The 20,524-nt window shown below is 43.1% G+C and carries 14 protein-coding genes; 2 read left to right on the top strand and 12 right to left on the bottom strand.

Going from position 1 to position 20,524, the window contains the following annotated elements:
* Positions 1–136: 136 nt before the first annotated feature.
* Together IPJ70_03880 and IPJ70_03875 are read right to left on the bottom strand one after the other, a co-directional pair.
* Positions 137–5,998 (bottom strand): tail fiber domain-containing protein, encoded by a 5,862-nt coding sequence (locus tag IPJ70_03880; GenBank protein ID QQR82387.1) that lies wholly within the window; start codon positions 5,996–5,998, stop codon positions 137–139.
* Positions 5,999–6,369: 371 nt separating this feature from the next.
* Positions 6,370–8,601 carry an O-antigen ligase family protein gene (locus IPJ70_03875; protein QQR82386.1) on the bottom strand — a complete coding sequence of 744 codons (2,232 nt, stop codon included), beginning with the start codon at positions 8,599–8,601 and terminating at the stop codon, positions 6,370–6,372.
* Positions 8,602–8,746: 145 nt separating this feature from the next.
* Between IPJ70_03875 and IPJ70_03870 the strand changes: the two genes are divergently transcribed.
* The gene (locus IPJ70_03870) at positions 8,747–10,042 is read left to right on the top strand and encodes an oligosaccharide flippase family protein (protein QQR82385.1); all 1,296 of its coding nucleotides are present in this window, start codon (positions 8,747–8,749) and stop codon (positions 10,040–10,042) included.
* A gap of 30 nt (positions 10,043–10,072) precedes the next feature.
* On the opposite strand, the gene IPJ70_03865 is transcribed toward IPJ70_03870, so the two are convergent.
* From IPJ70_03865 to IPJ70_03840, 6 genes are read right to left on the bottom strand one after another with little or no spacing between them, the layout of a single operon-like run.
* A complete protein-coding gene (locus IPJ70_03865; protein QQR82384.1) occupies positions 10,073–10,969 on the bottom strand; it encodes a glycosyltransferase family 2 protein in 897 nt (298 codons plus the stop codon).
* Positions 10,966–12,099 carry a glycosyltransferase gene (locus tag IPJ70_03860; protein QQR82383.1) on the bottom strand — a complete coding sequence of 378 codons (1,134 nt, stop codon included), beginning with the start codon at positions 12,097–12,099 and terminating at the stop codon, positions 10,966–10,968. Before IPJ70_03860 ends, IPJ70_03865 begins: the two co-directional genes overlap by 4 nt.
* A complete protein-coding gene (locus IPJ70_03855) occupies positions 12,092–12,892 on the bottom strand; it encodes a methyltransferase domain-containing protein (GenBank protein QQR82382.1) in 801 nt (266 codons plus the stop codon). The genes IPJ70_03860 and IPJ70_03855 overlap by 8 nt, the downstream gene beginning before the upstream one ends.
* Before the next feature lie 9 nt (positions 12,893–12,901).
* A complete protein-coding gene (locus IPJ70_03850; GenBank protein ID QQR82381.1) occupies positions 12,902–13,954 on the bottom strand; it encodes an exostosin family protein in 1,053 nt (350 codons plus the stop codon).
* Between the two features lie 2 nt (positions 13,955–13,956).
* Entirely contained in the window at positions 13,957–14,592 is a 636-nt protein-coding gene (locus IPJ70_03845; protein QQR82380.1) for a methyltransferase domain-containing protein, read from the bottom strand.
* The gene (locus IPJ70_03840) at positions 14,589–15,215 is read right to left on the bottom strand and encodes a class I SAM-dependent methyltransferase (protein QQR82379.1); all 627 of its coding nucleotides are present in this window, start codon (positions 15,213–15,215) and stop codon (positions 14,589–14,591) included. Before IPJ70_03840 ends, IPJ70_03845 begins: the two co-directional genes overlap by 4 nt.
* Before the next feature lie 107 nt (positions 15,216–15,322).
* Here IPJ70_03840 and IPJ70_03835 point away from each other — a divergent pair, with 107 nt between their 5' ends.
* Complete coding sequence (locus IPJ70_03835; GenBank protein QQR82378.1) at positions 15,323–16,084, top strand: class I SAM-dependent methyltransferase; 762 nt, start codon at positions 15,323–15,325, stop codon at positions 16,082–16,084.
* Here IPJ70_03835 and IPJ70_03830 read toward each other — a convergent pair.
* From IPJ70_03830 to IPJ70_03815, 4 genes are read right to left on the bottom strand one after another with little or no spacing between them, the layout of a single operon-like run.
* Positions 16,074–17,135, bottom strand: coding sequence for a glycosyltransferase family 4 protein (locus IPJ70_03830; GenBank protein ID QQR82377.1), 1,062 nt, complete (start codon positions 17,133–17,135; stop codon positions 16,074–16,076). The genes IPJ70_03835 and IPJ70_03830 overlap by 11 nt on opposite strands.
* A 4-nt stretch (positions 17,136–17,139) precedes the next feature.
* Positions 17,140–18,240: a glycosyltransferase gene (locus IPJ70_03825; protein ID QQR82376.1), complete on the bottom strand. Its 1,101-nt coding sequence runs from the start codon at positions 18,238–18,240 to the stop codon at positions 17,140–17,142.
* Positions 18,241–18,247: 7 nt separating this feature from the next.
* Entirely contained in the window at positions 18,248–19,258 is a 1,011-nt protein-coding gene (locus IPJ70_03820; GenBank protein ID QQR82375.1) for a glycosyltransferase family 4 protein, read from the bottom strand.
* A 16-nt stretch (positions 19,259–19,274) separates the two neighbouring features.
* On the bottom strand, positions 19,275–20,495 hold the full coding sequence (locus tag IPJ70_03815; GenBank protein QQR82374.1) for a glycosyltransferase family 4 protein: 1,221 nt from the start codon (positions 20,493–20,495) through the stop codon (positions 19,275–19,277).
* Positions 20,496–20,524 lie beyond the last annotated feature (29 nt).

Genomic DNA, 20,524 nt, shown 5'->3' with positions numbered 1-20,524 from the left:
TTTTAAATATACAACACACATCTACGACGACACATAGTATACACCACCCCTCTCTCAAGAAAACATTTTCATGGTGTATACAATTGTATAGAAATAATCATCAACCCGTTGTTCCTGTTGAGACATTCGCAGGTTCCTACGGGGCCACATCTCCAACACTCTCGGCAGGAGTCTCGTTGGAAGGCTCAACGACCGCCGGGGCTTCCTCGGCGGGAGGATTCTCTGGCGTCGTGGCATCGACGACCGGTTCATCACCACCTGGTTCATCGGTAGTCGGTTCGTCAACAACAGGATCACTTGTGGTAGATCCAGAAGCCGAAACAGCACCCGAGCCGTCACCGTTTGGTTCATCCAAAGGTTGCGTGTCACACGCACCCGCCTGGGTCACCGTGGCACCGTTGTGCACCGACAAACAATACGGTTCGCCCGTTACATCATCAAAAAGCGTGATCCCCGATGGTTCCTCAGCACTTCCCACGGTAAGTCGGTCAACAACCGCATCAACAAAGCGTGCCACACCACCAGAAATTGATTGTCCCGCCGACGCGAGGAGCACATCAACCTTATCAGAGAGCTCCTGCACCGCCTTAATGAGAAGCGCAACGAGGTTGTCGTACGACACCGATTCGGGCTTTCCGTCCTCATCAAATTCAACAACCTCCGGAACAATCTGAGCGACCTCTTCGGCAATAAGTCCGATATGTGTGGAACCGTCCGGCGTAATCTCTCTCTTATAGGTGAAATTGACGGGGCGCAGTGCCTTTACTTCATCAAGCCCATAGGCAAGATCGACGATGTTCTCTTTGAAACGCTCCGACGACGCACCACAGTTTGCCCCGCCATTCGTTACTTCATACGTCACCGGGTCGATACAAAGATAGTTGTCACTCCCAGCTTCAGCAGAGAGCGTGCTCGAAAAACCAACAGTGCCGGTCACCGCGAATGTCCGCCACGGAGACGATGTTGCAACGCCGACGTTTCCACCCGATGCGACATAGAAACGCGGGCTCCCTCCGGTGAGGAACTGAAGCGACCCGCTCGATTGTTTAATGCCCTGGTTCGAATCATAGAAATACAACATTGCGGACGAATTACTGATGCTTCCTATACCCACGTTGCCGCGATCATATGAAAGAAGGACATTGCCCGTAGCGCCGTTTTGTGGATTACTGCCAGTTGCAACCCCTCCAGCGCCGGGATTAATGATGACGCTTCCACCGGCGCCTCCAGTAGAAGTTGTCCCACCATCCGCACTACCACCAGCACCGCCCGTTACAACGAAGTCAGCACCATCACCTCCAGAAATATCGAAGCTGTCAGTTCCATCAGAAGCTCCTCCACCATCCCCTCCGATAAATGAGAAGCCCCCTCCCTTATACCCGTTCGTGGCATCTGATCCGCCGTTGCCTCCTTGTGCAAATAGTGCAAACGGAGCAACGGCTCCGGTACCATTCGTCCCTTGGATCTCAAGCGCCGCAGATGTTGGCGATGTTACGCCGACGCCGACATTTCCGGTGCTGTAATAAATATTCGATCCGCTCGTCGTCCACTGCGATGAACCACTCGAAATCCCGAGTGTCGATGTTGCGACCCACTGCAAGCCAGTGCCGGTCGACCGGAGCACCATACCACTCGATCCTCGTGAAGCGTTGTTGTCATAGAGACCGCCACTTGCGATGGCGACATCACCGACCACGGAAAGCTTCGCATAGGGAGATGTGGTGCCGATACCAACAAATCCAAGATCCGACACAGTAAGAATATTTACATCTGCTGACGAAACAACCTGAAAGGCGTTTGTAGCAGTTCCGCTCCCTTTGACGATAAATCTTGCAGAAGGAGATGTTGACCCAACACCAACCAGATTTGTGGCATTGGTCAAATAGGTGTACGACCCATTTGTCGTCCATCCACCACCGTCGGCATCGATTGGTGCCAAGAGTGCACCTGAAAATTGGGTAGAATCAACGGCACCCGAAATGGTCGTTGCCCCGGTGAGTCCGTAGAGCTCAACGTAGTCGGTTGAACCATTCATGTCGACAACCGCCGAGATATTCGCAACAACGCTCGAGGCACTACCCTCTCCACCCTGCAAGTATAGAGAACCGTTCTTGTAGATATACACATAACAGTTTGTCGCCCCGGGGCAATATACAGTACCACTGATGATATATTTTCCAGCAACTGTCGGGGTGAACTTTCCTGTTGATGTACTAAAGTTATTGTTTGTGTCAAACACTTCTGTGCTCCACGTTAGAAGCGTTGCAACGTTTGCCGTCACGGTTTGATTCGTAGTATTTTTATTGACCGAAAACGACGGCCCCCCCGTACCAAGCCCGCCCGAAATCCCGAGTGTTGACGTTGCCGCCCACTGTACACCAGTGCCTGTTGACCGAAGAACCATGCCATTTACCCCCTTACTCCCCGTACTGTCCGCAAAAGAACCCGCAGTATACAAAACACCCGCAAACGTACTCGTCGCCGTTGTTGATGTTGCAGAGAGATAGTCCGCCATAAGCGCACCACCACCAGAAGAACCGTTTGTAACACCGAGGATTCCGGCAGAGATACGGGAGAGGCCGATATCCATAGAGCCGCCTATCGTGCCCCAGTTGAGACCAACAGCACTACCCAAATTCACCTTGTTTGAAACAAGGTTGAGAAGATTAGAGCCATTGATAGTAAACAGATGTGATCCACCATCAAACGACAACTCGTTTCCACCACCGTTATATATTCCGATTCCCGTCGCATTCGCAAACGAATACGCAGGTGTTGTAGCATTTCCATCGGGAGCAAGCAATGCTCCCGATGCACCCACAACAAGAGCGCCCGATGTTCCAAGACTTCCATCAAGAGTCAACGTATCGCTTGCCCCCGTTCCTCCAACAAGCGTCTGTCCACCAGAACGTCCGGCAAGTAACGCGTATTGTGTGTGGTCATCATCAGAAAGTCCGGTGAGTAGTCCGTGGTCGGTGATGCCCGAGATGCCGAGTGATGATGTGGCCACCCACTGCACACCAGTGTTTGTTGATTGAAGAACCATGCCATTTACCCCCTTACTCCCCGTACTGTCCGCAAAAGAACCCGCAGTATACAAAACACCCGCAAACGTACTCGTCGCCGTTGTTGATGTTGCATTAAATGATTCAGCCACAACCGGACCAACGACAGAAAGTTTTGCATACGGGGACGTAGTACCGATGCCGACGTTGCCTGTTCCTGCCGGGGAAAGAATGATATGCAGATTATCCGCACCTGTTCCCGCGGTTTCCATGCCGAGCACAACACCGGTTCCTTGTGTTGTTGAAGCGGTGAAGCGTTCATAGTTATTTGTGTCAGTGTACGTGCCATACAAACGGAAATTCTGAGCGTTCGTGCTGTTGCGTTGTGCAAGAGCATTCGCACCATCAGCAATCAAGGCGACAAACGTTCCACCCCAATCTGTACTCCCCGTACCAAGGAACAGGTTCCTTATCGCCAGATTCGCCAGCGACCCACCAGTAGCAAGAAACATCCCCTGCTGACCAGACCGAGCATCTGCGCCAATGGTATAGGCAACACTACCTAGGTTCTCGTAGTTCATAGGCCCGATCGATATTGACCCAGTGTTTTGCGTCGCATTATACGAAATCACTCCGTTAGCAGCAACCGACGCACTTCCAGCCACCGTCTGGTCTCCATCAAGTGTCAGTATCCCAGATCCAGTTATTCCCCCAACGATACCTGGAGAGATGATGCGTCCCCCAAACGTACTCGTCGCAGTTGTGGATGTTGCGTTAAAATAATTTGCATACAGCGCACCACCACCAGAAGAACCGTTTGTAACACCGAGGATTCCGGCAGAGATACGGGAGAGGCCGGTATCTACTGTTCCCAATGCTCCGTCTGTACTGTCTGACCACAAGAGGCTACTTCCATTCGAAAGCCCCATATCAGATCCGTAAAAAAAGTTGAGAATCCTACCGACCGAATCCCCTTGCGAAATACTCAAATAGCCAGTACTTGCAGATCCAAACGTCGCAAGAGAATAGTACGGGGCAGAAACATTACTATGTCGAACACTCAATAATCCACCCACATTGATATCTCCGTCTTCGCTCACGGTCACGCTTCCCGCCGTTGCGGCAGAACCATCAAGAACGAGATCGTCTGTTGCCCCCGTTCCTCCAACAAGCGTCTGCCCACCAGAACGTCCGGCAAGTAACGCGTATTGTGTGTGGTCATCGTCAGAAAGTCCGGTGAGTAGTCCGTGGTCGGTGATGCCCGAGATGCCGAGTGATGATGTGGCCACCCACTGCACACCAGTGTTTGTTGATTGAAGAACCATGCCATTTACCCCCTTACTCCCCGTACTATCCGCAAAAGAACCCGCAGTATACAAAACACCCGCAAACGTACTCGTCGCCGTTGTTGATGTTGCATTAAATGATTCAGCCACAACCGGACCAACGACAGAAAGTTTTGCATACGGGGACGTAGTACCGATGCCGACGTTGCCTGTTGAGTAGTAAATATCCGAACTATTTGTTACCCACTGCGATGTACCAATGCCAAGCGTTGATGTCGCGGCTGAAACCCAGGCACTTCCGTCCCACTGGAGTACGTTGCCGAGTGCAACACCTGATGCATGGGCGATGGTTGAAGAACTTGTGATGAAGTAGTCAGCGGATGTGGTGGAGAAGGTACCATCTCCTGTCACACTCAATGATGCTGCAGGAACCCAGTTGGTACTCGTGCCTGTTGTTTGAAGAATGTAGCCATCCGTTCCCACATCACCACTGCTATCAGCAAAAGTACCTGCAACAGAAAGATTATTGGTGAGTGTGAGTGAGGTGCCTGCAAGATTTCCAGTGAGCGTGCCACCTGAGAGTTCGAGGTATGCGGTGTCGGGAGGGTTGTATGTTGGTGAACCCATTGCCTGTTTAATCTTTGGCAACAACTCGAGACGAAGTCCTGCAATTGCATTCGTGAGATCTGCTTGTGAAAGACCGAGAACGTTGTTGGTGAACGTATGTGTTTCGATGATGCGTTCTGGTCCTTGGATGGTTGTCTGTGTTACTTGCTGAACGGGTGCTGGTGGTGTTGGAAGTGATGGTAGTGTGATGACCGTTGTGGTGATACCAAGCCATGAACGGAGGGCGGTTCGCGCTCTCTGGAAGAGTGTTGGTGCTGGTGTTTGTGTTGATGTTGCTTGTGGCGGTACGAGACTTGAGTATACTGCGGCAAATGTAGTGTGCCCTTCCACACGCATACTACGCGCCGTTTGGTGAAGTGCGCGCGCAAGAGCATGCATACTATTTTCAGTTGTCGTCACAACATCATTTGCTCCTGCAAGCAAAAGAGCGGACACCGCCATATTTGCATCACGCACATTGACAACGTACGTTGCAATCGATGCAAATGTTTCCTGTGCGCCCGTGATGTAGATATTGGCAACGGTTGTATTGATGTCAAAAAGTGTTCGTGCGAATGTTGTGGCGTTGTTTGCAAGTAGTGTAATAACACCTTCTGCTCCGTTTGTAAGAATGCTTGATGCGAATGCATTTGCTTCATACACGGTGCGACCATATACACCAACTAATGCAAATGTTTCTTGCGCGCCCGTGATGTAGATATTGGCAACGGTTGTATTGATATCCTGTACAGTTTGAATAAACGGAACCGTATCATACACAAGTGTTGTGATTACACCTTCAGCGCCGTCTGTGAGAATATCTGAAATAGTCGTGTGTAGAGACGCGAGGATAGCTGGTGATTCTGTACATACCGCTAAGAATCCTTCAACAACAAGACCAGTAGTTGCATTTGCTGTGTAGGCATACGCATTCCACCAAGATGCTGCGACTTCCTTTGTATGAACAAAACGTGGTGACGACGTATTCAAAAAAGAATCAAGAGAAAAGGCGTGTGCTGAATGCGCAAAAAGCGTTCCGCATACAAGAAAAAGAGCGAGCACTACTGTTGTAACATAACGCAAAAAAGTCGGGTTTTTCATTTCGTGATTTAAACCTTCCAACAGGTACATTGTATCCTGATATACCCTTATTTAAAAAGGTTTTTAATGAAAATGTGGACAACTCCCATTTCTCATTTGTAAGCACACCACACCACCTGTCCACGATACTCACGATCGTGGACATCGTGGACACATATTTCGTAATAAAATCATAAAAAAATGAAATTTTTCTCTATATTTTTTCTAAAATCTGTATCAATATGTCAAATTATGTACAAATATGTTTCTGTCCGTGAACGAAAACCCCGCCCAAAGGGCGGAGCTTTCGCAGAACATCTGTGGAGTAGCTTAACACGCTACCGCACTCACGAAAGTAGTATAGCATACACACTAAGAAAATGCAAGCGTTCTTAGTGTGTAGTTGTTGCCGACATCGATACCTCGTTTCCTTTTTGAAGCGCTTCTCGTATTACTTGAGCATTACGTGCGATCGTTACGTCTACACGAATAGCATCATCGAGAAGTTGCACTGCCTCAGCCGTTCGATGTGCACTCGTTAATTCATTCATTTTTGAAATATACTCATCCGTATTTTTATTCTTGAGAAGCTCACCACGAGTAACTTGAAAACCAATACTCTCCACCGCATCGTTATAGCTTGTTACTTTTCCACGATAGTATTCTTCTGAAATAAGTTTTTCCGTTGTTGTGCCAAATGTTTCTCGTGCAAAAAGTAATGCATCCGAAGGGTTTTTCAGGTTGAATAAAGAAACAATATACCGAACTGCATACCCCTGATCGGTCGGAGCAAGTCGTACTAATGTTTGAAACACATCTCGCGCTCGCATACCCTCACCTTTTAATTGAAGTATTGTTCCATACTCACTCAAAAACATTTGTCTATCAGGATTAATGGCCAACAACTCTTCAAAAAGACGAATGGCCGCATCAAAATTTCCAAGACGCGCTTCAAACGTAGCAAGGAAATATTTTGGTCGAGTATTCAGTGGATCTTCCTGCACCGCCTTTTGTGCCTCTGCATATGCACGAGCAAGATACTTTTGCTTACTATCCTCAGAAGCGGAACTTTGGGCAACAGTAAACGCGACGCGACTCAACTGCAACCGCGTTTCATCTCTTCCTACAGGATCTTGTAATGCTCGCTCAAACAATGGAAACGCAACTGCAGGATCTTCGCCGTTTCCAATAGCAATAAGTCCCTTGATGAGCGACTGTGATGCAACAATATGCGGAACAGTTGTTGTGTACACAAGAAACAAAACTACTCCCGCGCCAAGCACTGCTGTACCCTTACGGAGAAACACATCTTGAATGAGCGCGCCCTCACGAATACTTTTTTCTTGTATACCGTTGCGTTGATAAGCAAAAGAAAATGATTCAACAAAACCAATAAAAAGGAAAAAGAAAATGTAACTAATGAGATTATCGAACACAAAAATATTATGTACGAAATACCCCGCGAGTAAGCCCGTAAAAAGAGCTCGTTCTGGAATCGAGAGATCTGTTGTTGGACGCCAAAGAAGAAACACCGTTACACCAAACAACGAGAGGTATGACAAAAGTCCTAGAACACCCGCCGAGATAAGCCAATCAAAGAACACACTGTGGGCACGATCAAACCACGGCTCTTGTTGATACATTCGTGGATCATAGTATTTTCCAAATACCACAATAAAGTTATCTTGCCCCCACCCCAGTACCGGTCGCTCGAGAAATCCATCTTTTGCAATACCACTCCACAACACAAGACGTGACTGGACTGTTCCGTCAACAAAAGAAACATTCGCGAAACGTTGTAGCATTTCATTCCCTTGTACAAAAGATGATTTGCGAACAATAACAAAACCTCCAACTAACACAAGAACGACCACAATAAAACCGAGAGACAACCTGCGTAGACGAGGATGTTCTTTCCCACGCCACGCAATAAGAAGTGCAGTAAGTCCTAATCCTGCAAAAAGACCGAGCATTGTACCTCGAGTTCCCGTGTAAAAAAGCGCGATGAACTGTATGAGGATGGCCAGTGCATACACAACAGAACGTGCTCGTGACAAGCGATTTTGGTACAAAAACCACAACGTCACAAAAATATGAAAGAGCATGTAGACTGCTAAGTAAATGGAATTGCCGAGCGTTGCGTCAACACGCGCTCCTCCCTGTGAAATTGCAATACTTCCTGCGACCTGAAAAAGCGCATATACCCCAACCATACAACTGGCGACAATCGATGTATTCCAAAACGCCTTCCACATATTGGTACGTGTAAGTATTGTTGAACTCACTACAAAAAATGCGCAGAGATATACAAAGGTAACCAACCCCTCCATGCGCTCAAAGTTGCTCCACATACTTCGCACAAAGTGTACGCCAAAAATATCTGCAAGTGCGACAATTCCAAAAAAACCAAGGACCGCAAAAAGTATTGGGTTCTTTCTTGGAATATATGATGTGTCATACACCATAAGAGCACACCACAAAGCCACTACAATACCGACAATACCACGGAAGACAAACGCCTTACCTGTGATAAATGGAAAAAACATCGATCCCGTCACCACAAACGGCACAAACGGGATAAGTAACAAACCTGCAATACTACATTTTTCAAGAATACGTTGCATATGCGAGATACTATAGCACCTTAAAAAAGGATGGTCGACTCTTCGGTCGGTGGTATATATGAACACACACCAAGCAGAACCCGTGATTGTATACGAACTAAAAAACCATTTGGTTTCCTGTTTCTAACGGGGTACACTACCACACATGGACGAGCTCAAAAAAAAGATGGTTGCTGCACTTCGCTGGAGCGAACGATACACAAAAACAGACATGCTCTATCTAGCAAAGGGTGGTTTTTGGATAACATTCGGACGAATAATGGGTGCTGGCTCTGGATTCTTACTTACACTGCTACTTGCAAACACTATTTCAAAAGAAGCTCTCGGTAATTATAAATTTATCCAATCGTTTGCAGGAATTATAACCGCATTCTCGTTAACAGGAATGGGAACTGCCATTATTCAATCCGTAGCACGCGGAAATGACGGCGTTGTTCGCCAAGGATTCAAAACGTTTCTCTCGTGGAGTGTATTGATGACTGTTGTAGCGTGGGGTTCGGCTGTATATTATTTTATACAAGGAAACGTCGCTCTTGGGTGGTCGCTAGTGATTATCGGTATCACTATTCCCTTTTCTCAAGCGGGTAGTTTTTTTAGTCCTTTCCTTATCGGAAAAAAGGAATTCAAAACAGAAACTATTTTTGGTGTGGTATACACCATTACCCCACTACTCGCGACTGGAATTGTTTCACTCTTTACAGCTGCAACACCTTTTCTTGTGATGGCATTTTTTGGAATAAGCGCTCTCACTGGAATGATTTTTTATAAGATCACGCTTACACGATACAATCCACCACAAAAAACCGAATCAAAAATGCTAACCTATGGAAAACATTTAAGTGTTATAAATGTACTTGGTTCTATCTCAATGCAACTAGATCGCCTCCTGGTTTTTCACTACCTAGGAGCTGTTCAAATGGCACTGTATACCATTGCACTTGCGGCACCACAACAATTACGATTTGGAAGTAAACTGCTTGCAACAATATCATTGCCTAAGTTTAGTGCCGCTGATCCGTTACCGCTATACAAAACACTTCCCCGAAAGGCATTGCTTGTATTTTGTGGAGCTCTTAGTATTGTACTTTTTTATATTGCTATAGCCCCATGGTTTTTTACATTCTTTTTTCCAAACTACATTGAAGCAATTCGTTATTCCCAAGTATTTTCACTTGTAATACTTTTTTTCCCGGCAGTTTTATTTCAACAATTTCTTGTTGGACAAATGCAACAAAAATGGCTCTATATACTCCAAACTATTGTCCCCGCAACAAAGATACTACTCCTTTTCATTCTCCTTCCTGTATACGGTATCTGGGGCGCTCTCATTTCCATCATCACCATGGAATTTGTTCGCCTTATTATTATTGTAAGTATATTTTTTAAACTCTCTAAAGACGCTCAAAAAATAAGCTATAACACACCCACTATAGAAAACTAATTAAAAAGAGATTACACGCAAAAAATGTTCTTAATAGAATATTCGTAGCAAACACGAACCACCTGGAATATGTGCTAGAAATAGGAACCCCCAATACTTAAGATTTACATTGTCGTATCTACACGCCTCGCGAGAAAATGAGCGCGCCAAAAGCACATCTCCCGAGAGTAGTAATCCCACGCTTGCGCCGTAGCAATACGCCGCGTACCGTCCCAGGCATACATTTTTTAATATATCTCCATGCTTTTGTAGAAAGGCAACGAGATATGGTGCGCGCTCAATTGCATACTGAGCATTTTTCTTTTTTCTCGATGCTGTTAATGAACCAGAATTAGGATCATTGTGTACATCACCAAGAACCTCATCAAGATGGTACCATTTTCCTTTTTCAATAAGCTCAACATTCACCAAAAAATCTATATTCCTTGATTTGTATGACACACGCTTCATCACATCTGAACGAGTAACTCGAACTTTTTCATTACTTGGAATTTTTTTACACAAAACGTCGGAAAGCTCAACTTCTCCTGTTGGAAAATGGAGATACTTTTGCTCTTTTCCAGCCACAAGTACTCGTGCAGGAGCAGACACAATTGATATTTCGGAATGTCGGTCAAAAACAGAAATGATTTTTTCGAGAGCGTGCAAATAAAGAACATCATCACTATCCCACACAAGAATATACCCACCACTCGCTTCTTGAATACCCCGGTTACGAGCTACTGACGCCCCACTATTTGTTGAAAGTCTGATATATCGCACCCGAAAATCCGTCATTGTCCTCATGAACTCACCAGTACCATCGGTCGAACCATCATCAACAACCAACACCTCAATATCAGAGTATGTTTGTTTCAAAACACTCTCGAGTGCCTTGTGGAGTGTTAGAGCCCGATTGTACGTTGTTATGATAATACTAACTTTCATACCGTACTATAAAAAAGAGTTTCATACGCTTTTGCAATTTTTCTAATATCAAACAGCTGTGCGGTCTTCTTACAATTTTCTTCATATTTTTTAGGATCTTCAGCAATACTGTTCATTTTATTGGCTAGATCCAGAACATTAGATGCGACAATAAACCCATTTTTATCATCCACAAGAAACTCATCAACGCCAGGTACTCGAGTTGAAATCATAGGAAGACCAAATGCCAATGCCTCAACGCCCACATTCGGAAATCCCTCACGTTTTGATGTAAGAACAAAAAAATCACTTGCCGCATACCACGCAAATACATCGTCTCGATATCCGAGTAAATGTACCTTCCGCTGTAATCCCCTTTTTTGAATGTACGCAGTAAGCGCGTCTCTTTCTATTCCATTTCCAACAATAACAAGATGATGCAGTGGGTGGGTTTGCACAAACAGCTCAAAAGCATCTATGAGAAGTGTGTGATTTTTTTGCGGCTTCAAGCGAGCGACGTTGAGAATAATTTTTTCGTTATCATTTAAAGCTATCTCGTTTCGCACACGATACACCTCACCCTCCCCTTTTTCTTTTAAAAACATGTGTATTGCCTCACAATCAACACCATTGTGTACCACAATAATTTTTTCCCTCTTAATCCAAGCCTGTTTTGAAATGAAATCAGCAACCGTCGACGAAACCGCTAGAATTATTTCAGAAAAAAATGCTAAAACGCAATCAATTAAGCGGTGGTACAATTTCTTTTCTTCATATGTATTATGTTCTCGGGTAATCACTTTGTATGAAAAAAATGGTTTTAAAAGACGAACAATTGCATTCGCTGAAAACATACTACTCACCACCACGTCAGGACAAATGCGCTTCAAAATGACACACAATGCTTTCCACTGTCCACCATTATATGGACCTGAAAAATGCAAGCGATACACCTCGACATCGTGCGGAACTGTATTATACAAAGATGGCAATGATGGCCGCTCAAATAATGTTATGAGGGAAAAGTGAAAATGTTCTCGATTAAAGTGCCTGAGAAGTTTTAGTGTGTGCATTTCAATACCCCCTCCCGACAGCAAACTCGGAAGCACAAAAACTACATGTATTTTTTTCTTTGTAGTATTGTTATTCATGAAAGACGATAACCGCATATAATACTGAGCACCATGGAAGAAACGCGTCCCCTCTTCGTGCTATTTTTTTCAAGTGTACATACATAGGTTTTTTTCTGAAGCCATAGTATCCAAAAATTCGTTCGAGTAGTGTAATGGAAAAAAGATGCAAAAAAAATGATGCCAATCCCCCCATTCTATATGTCATATATCGTGTCCCCTTAAATAAACGTCGAATTCGAGCTGGTGTATATTGCCGATATCCATGCCACAAATAGAGTGGTAATGACCACAATGATGGAACAATGTGCACTTCAATACCACCCTTCGCCGTTACCGCTCTTGCAATACCCACCACTGCCGTATCATTCACAACATGTTCAAGTGATGTATTTGAAATAACAAGATCGAATTTCTTCTCCGTACTACACGCAGTGACGTCTTGATTTAAAAATGTTGTTTGAAATTCTGGATATGCGTGTGCATCAAACCTTGGTTCGCGCACAACATCAACCCCCGTATAAAAACCACTGTATCCACCCTGCACCAACACCGATCGCATATACGCAGTTCCACAACCAATATCAAAAACAGAGAGCGGATGAGGTGGTACTAGCCGTGGAAGTTCAGTACGCATAAACGCGTCGAGATACGAACGCATTGGAGAATCGCTTGTTTCATCTGAAAAAGTTGCATGCCAAAACAACATGCGGAGCGGATAGCGCAATTCACATAGATTCCTGACAGTGTTGTATGCCAAATACCAAATCTTTGCATCCCAGGAAAGAGGTATATCACCTGAAATTTCTTTCATACCAACACACTATCCTGAATGAAATTGAGTTGCAAGCTCACTAAAAAGGATCGCGTAAAATTTCTCTGGTCTTAAAAAATCTTCAAAAATTTTTCGCGCATAGTGTTGCCGTTGTACAAAATCTTCGTCTGTCATATTCATATACGTATTCGCAATTATATTTCCAATACTCTTAATATCACGCAGTGGCACACGGATAATGACATTGTCATAATTAATTTTATCTTCAAAAGGCAACACCATCTCAGTATCAACAAGAACTGGAATCCTTCCCAATGCAAGTGTTTCAAAAAAACGTAACGAATAATTTCCGTCTCCTTTTGGGGCAAGACAAAAATCACTTTGCTGCATTATTTCTACGTATTCATCACGTAATTGTTTTTGAGGTACATTAATTGTCCGAGCCAATCCTGAAAATGAATTTCTAATAATCACACAGAGACGGACACCTTGAAACATACCCAGAGCCCTGAGGGCTTGTCGTCGTATAAAAATACCCTGTGTATGAGCACGTATTTCTTCCCTTCCTGTATATAAAACCCGACAAGAAAGCAAGAACTGTTTTACATATGCCTTCACTCGCGCATATATCGTCCACCATTGTGCAAGCCCTGCGAAACCAACGATTGGTGACGCATTGGTTTTATGTCGCACAGAAACTCCATACAATAACCCCATGTCCTCAATAAATGGAGCAACTATAATTTCATTGGAACGAAGTTTATAACGATATGCCGAGGTCCTGAGAATAATCGCGTTTTTAAATAATACAAAAATATCCCTATCAGAAACCGAAAACACAATTATTTTTTTATTGTACACTTCAGACAATTTTTCATACGTCGCAATAAAATCATCATCATTCTTAACCGAAGCATAGTCGTGTGGGAACAAAATTGCATCCGCATCACTAATTGAATTGACGATACAAAAAATATCTTCAACAGGAACATTCACTGGTTGAAATAATTGGGAGCTTGTTTTATTTATACCCCTATACTTTGCAAGTAATCGTATGATTCCAACACCGTCTTTTTCTGGACCAATAAAAAGTTTCAACATGCTTATTTTTTTGCAAGAAAAAGATACCCGAGTGGAAATCGTTCGCGTGCACATGGCCTAAACCATAAAAATATACGATCAAGAAAGAGAAAAACAGGAAATATAAGCGCCCGGAAAACCCTCGGAATTGAAAGCATAACCGTATTAAAACTTACAAAAAATGGACCCCCTCCAATTTCTCTGACGCACACACCCACAAAACCCACATTTCCCAATATTTTAATAAGAGATTCTTTTGTATATCGAAAATAATCATGTGGATCAGGGTGATACTGTACAAAAAAAGGAACAAATCCCACAAGACTTCCTTCCTTTTTTAAAACACGAAACATTTCTCGTGTAAGAAATTCGTGGTTAAAAACATGCTCCAACACATTACATACAATAATCGTCTTGTATGCTTCTGAAATATACGGTAAAGGATCTTTTTCAAAATTTATTTCTTGAATAGAACCATCGACCACATCTATATCCACATCTCCTTTTTTCTTCAAAAAGTTGAAATAATCTGGACTTCGCGCACCGCCAACATCTAACACTTTTCCATCAATTATTACTTCAGAAAGACTTTCATTCATTAGTATACGGACAAGACTTTGACCACGAATGATGCCCTTGATAATTTGTATAACATTCATATCTTTTTTTGCGCAATAACAACAAGTGTCTCCATATACACATCCGTAAATGTACTTAAAATCCAATACAACATATTAAGTAATTTTTTTTTCAAACTTTCAACATACTCTACATCTAGCGAATAGATATATCCAACAGACACCACTTCCCAGCCATTTTTTTCCAAAAGCTGCTTAAGAGTTTTGCTATTAAAATAACATGTATGATCGTGATTAACTGTCGGCTCTCCTTTTGAAATTTTTTCAGTAATATTAAAAAGATTGAAGCAATTTGGTGTTGTTATGATAAGTCGTCCGTGTGGTTGTATATGTTTTGCTGATGTATTCAAAAAAAGTCCTGGATTTGAAAGATGCTCTATAAGATCACCTGCAAAAATAACGTCAAATTTTTTATCAATACTAAATGATTCTGCACTTGCCTTCACATAATTTTCTCCATATTCAAATGTTGCATCAAAATCAATATCAACCCCCCAAACCACACTCGCCCTCTTTGTGAGTAAGGCGTGAACCCAATTTTGATTTTTTTTCATAACACCCTGTCCAAAAAAACCAACATCGAGTACAACGTCTGTTTGTTGTATTTCCTTACAGATAAACTCGCCTTTTGTTTTGTATACCATTACACAATGAAGAATATTTAATAAAAAGACTCTTTTTCAAACCCACTTCTCAAGAATACCACGAAAAACCTCGTTTGGACGGCACCAATATGGTATATTCAAATCTTATGACAATCTACAAAAAACTCTTCCAGAAGATATTGGGTCACTTTGGATATAAAATTACCGCCGTGTCACAAACAGGTCTTTCTGAGTCCGAATTAGTAGACCCAGTATTTCAAAGGTTATATGCGTCATATAAGGCATATACAATGACTTCTCCTGAGCGCATGTATGCACTTTATCAATCAGTGAAGTACGTACTCGACGCGGATATTCCGGGAGACATTGTTGAGTGTGGCGTGTGGAAAGGTGGTAGCTCAATGATCATTGCTGACACATTACACGAATCAGATTCTAATAAAAAAATATTCCTTTACGACACATTTGAAGGAATGAGTGAACCAACATCTAAGGATATTAAAGCATCGAATGGTCATCCTGCAATCGAAAAATGGAAAACATTAACGCGCGCGGATTATACCAACTGGTGCTATGCACCCCTTGATGAAGTAATCATAAACATGCAAAAAACAGGATACAACCAGAACAATATTGTATATGTTAAAGGAAAAGTCGAAGACACCATACCAAGAACAACCCCTAAGGCAATCTCTCTACTGCGCCTTGACACAGACTGGTACGAATCGAGCTATCATGAGCTGCAGCATCTTTTTCCACTCCTCTCAAAAGGTGGCGTCCTTATATTAGACGACTATGGACACTGGTTGGGTTCCCGCGAAGCAGTTGATACATACTTTAAAGAGCATGATATTAAAATACTTTTGAACCGGATTGATCACACTGGACGTCTTGGAATTAAAATGTAATTTTTTCAATACCATCTAAAATCTTTGGAATTAACTGTGTTAACGAATGATTATGAATCACATATTCTCTCCCCTTTTTACGCAATCGGTCGGATTCGTCACTCGATAATGCGCGAATATACATGAGCGCACGAACGTATGCTTGCACATCACCGGATGGAACACAACATACCCGCTTCAAATCATCAGGGAGATCGTGAGCAAGTGTTGGATCACACGTCACAGGAAGTGTTCCAACAGCAAGTGCTTCCAAAACTACTTTGTCCAAACTACCTGTACGACTCGAATGAATAAATACATCGGCTCTACCAACACTGTGTGCAATCTCGGCGTGTGATTGTGAACCTCTCCATGTAACAAATGCCTCTATTTCACGATTCTTAATACGCTCAATTATTGAATGTTTGTATGTATGTTGACTAGCAGTTTCGGCATCTCCAACAATAGACAGAAGACAGTGCGCTTCATTTGTATGCATCACCCCAACTGTATCAATAATTGTTTCTAAATCTTTTACAGGAGACACTCTACCAACAGTAATCAAATTGAGTTCGTCACCCATACGATGCGCCCGAAAATCAAAAAGAGTTGCGTCAATACCCTGTCCGACAATACACTTCTTTGATGTTTCAAGTCGTAATCCCTGTGGAGTCGAGGTAAATACTACGTGAACAAAAAGAACCGCAAAACGAAGTAACGCCGGCACCGATCCGTGAGCATACCAAAGAGTTATTTTCTTCTTCCACAATCTCCACAATACCCCGCCGAGAACAACATATATTTGATTCATGTGCACGAATACACTATCGTAGCTATTTCGCTCGTTATATATGTAACGAAAAAATCGTCTCAAATACTCAATTCGTGATACGCCTTCTTCTTTTCCCAGAGAAAGGACGCGAACATTTTGTGGTAACGCATACGTTCCTTCTTGTAAACAAATAACAATCACTGATTCGCAATGTTTTGCAAATTCCTCAATCCACGCATGAAAAAAACCAAGTATTGGATGCTCCGTATCAAGTACCTGTGTAACTAGTAATAAGCGCATACATTTATTTTTTGATTGAACTCCAATTATTTTTTAACCGCGCAACGTACGCATCTGCTGATAATATATATTGTGCCAGTACTCCACCAGCCAACAGTGCCTGTTCGTGTGCCCTCTGAGGATACGATAATGTTTCAATGAGCGCGTCCGCAATAGCGTCAACATCACCAACGGGTACAACGTGCCCATGTTTTTCGTTGTGAAGTATTGTTCCAACAATACCAACATCCGTACTTACAAACGGAACACCTGCGAGAACCGCCTCAGCAACAGCAACTCCAAATCCTTCATACACTGCTGCATGTAAGAAAACGTCTGCAGATGCAAGATATGGAGATACATCCGTTACTACGCCGAGAAAAATAACAGCATGTGCAATATTATATTTTTGTACACACGACATTAAGTATGCGTGCAAACGTCCATTACCTGCTATATACAAACGCGCTTCAGGGAATCTATTAAGAACACGAGCAAATGCCTCAAACGCTGCCGGATATCCTTTTTCCACCTCTAGACGTCCGATCATAAGAATAGATTTTTCATGATTCGATGGCGTACGCGCTATAGAGGTATAGTTTTGTCCCTGTATATATACGGGTAACACCGTAATGCGCTTTCGATCAACTCCACGACGTTCAACTGCGCGCGCAACTCGTTCTGATACAACTCGGACACTCGCCGCTCGTTTCAAACGTCCACTGACACCAATCATTCTGATTTTATTTCGCATTTCTTGCCACGAACACCCCCTACCAAAAAACGGGCTCCCTATGTCGGTGTGAACTTGTATCTCTACAGGAACACCGAGTTTTTTTCCGAGCGCAAGCGCAGCAATACCATATTCAAATGGATCCTGTGCAGTAACAAGATCACACGATGACAACGAACATCCCACAGCAACTGCAGCACGTACACGCGTAAATGGATTTGTTGTATTTGTTGGATGTACAAATACAGTAGGGGAAATTTTTTGTACAGCGCCATGACCTGGTACAATACTATGAAGCTCATCACACGCTTGTCCAATTACTTTCATTCGATCACGAACTGGACTTCCTTCAAGTAAAAGATTTGCATCTGAACCAATTGAAATTATTTTCATATACGTTCTAACCAAGATTTTGTATACATTGAATAAAATCACGCGCGATATCATCATATATTCGCCTATACGAAAACTTTTTTATCTGTGATACATACGCATCATATGTAGTATCATCGGCCATTGTAACCATAGCATCAGCAATTGCTTGTGTATCTAATGGATCAACATACAGCGCCATTGTTCCAATTCGATCACTAATACCATTTTCTTTTGTCAGAATAATTGGCTTTTGCATAGAAAGTGCTTCCAGAGCAAAATTTGGCGCAATATCACTTACAGAAACAAGGATCGCACAGTAACACGAGCCGAGCATGCGCATTGCCTCAGAATGCGGAATATCATAGTACACATCCAATGAAATGGTTGGGTTTCTTTTTTGCGCTAACACAAACGCATTTCGTAATATGTCTGTATTTTTAATTTGTATGTTACGAGTAATACAAAGAAAATTTTTCTTTGTATGCAAACATGAGTCTACAGTACTTCCATCAAACGCATTTTCAATGATGGATGTTTTTTTAAATGTAAGTACGTACGGAATACACCATATTCGTCGTTGATATTCTGAATTAAACACAACGTGATCAGCACATCTAAGCACCCATCGTGTTAAACTAAAAATCATTTTTTCTTTTCGCGTAAAGTGTCGCTCCTGTAGATAGAACTTTGAAAAGGGCACTTTTTCATGTGTACGTTCCACGTACTGTTCCCACAAAAAATCCCCTCCTGTACGAATAATCATTTTCCCACCAAATAACTTTTGAAGAAGCACAACGGGCAATGCGACAGAAAAGGTGTCAAATACAAGCGTTACATCGGCGCGAATGTATGCAACTACTGTTTTGAAAAAAAACACCAAGTGCCGAATTCCTGTTGGAAGATTATGCTCAATGGTAAATGTTCGAACGATAACGGTGTGACCTAATTTCTCAAATGCATCTTTGAGAGATTTTGCGTAATACGATGGTCCGCCCGCGTACGGTGGATATATTCCTGTTGCTATCAAAATACGCATATAGATAAACTGAAAGTTATTTTTCTGCTACTGATACTTGTTCAAAAACCTCTTTCATAGAGCGCGCCACGAGATCCCAATCATATTTCTCCAGAACGAGGGCTCGACCATTTTGAGAAATCTTTTGACGCATACCAACATCTTTAATAAGCCGCTTCACAGCAAACGCGATACTCTCGGGATTATGTGGTTGGCAAAAAACGCCAGTTGCTTTCTCATCATATTCTTCAATATCAAACAAAAAATCGGGGATACCTCCAACAGGTGTTGCAATCACAGGAAGACCTGCTGCCATTGCTTCTAAAAAACTACTTCCCAACCCTTCTGAAAGTGACGGCCGGATAAAAATATCTGACGCGTGAAGGTATGCAGGTACGAGCTCACGAGATACGTTACCAAGGAACACAACCCTGTCTCGCACACCAAGACGTTCTGCCTGCTTTTGCAACTCATGTAATAGTGGACCATCACCGAGCACAACAAAACGGATAGACACATCGAGAAGCGGCAACGCGGCGACGACATCTCCAAGTCCATTTTTTTCAACAAGACGTGATGTTGTGACGAGAAATATTTCTCCTTTTTTCTTCTCAAGTTCTTGTGTAACACCCACAATAGCGTCTGACGGTGCATTGATATATTCGGCCACTGCAACACCGTTTGGAATGATGCTAGGTTCGCCAGGGTATCCCATATCTTTTGCAAAAACAGCCAAATGTCTTGAAATTGCCTGCACACATGCCGCATCGGTAAAGATGTGTCTAAATAATCTTCCAAAAAACTTGATACGCTTTCTTTCAACAATATGCTCTCTAGTATCGCCATCTTGGAGTGTTAGCACAAAGGGGGTTTTATCACCAAAGAACATGCGCAAGATCACAGGGACAAATCCCATATTGGTCATAATACACCAGTATGCGTCATATGTGCGCTTACGCATAAGTTGGCGAGCCTTGAGCACTGCAAGTGGTATATACAAGACCTTAATGAGATACCACGGAAAACGTCCCAGTTCGAGAAAGGTAATCTTTTCCTTTGCCGGACCAATCCGGTGCAGGGTGACATTGCCAACCTGCTCAACTTCAGACAACCGCCTGTCAGCACGGAGTGCAATGAGATCGAAGTGGATATCTTCTTTCGAAATTCGGCGCGTGATTTCATCAGGCGCCAGTTCTCCACCACTCATAAACGGCGAATACATGAGAGAAAATATGAGAATACGACGAGGTTTGTTCATCCCGATAGAGGCAGGTTGTAACTCTGGAA

The sequence above is a fragment of the Candidatus Campbellbacteria bacterium genome (assembly GCA_016699465.1).
Classification (GTDB): domain Bacteria; phylum Patescibacteriota; class Minisyncoccia; order Phycocordibacterales; family EsbW-18; genus EsbW-18.
Note: the sequence above shows the minus strand (reverse complement) of the source record. Positions and strands in the feature narration are given on the sequence as shown.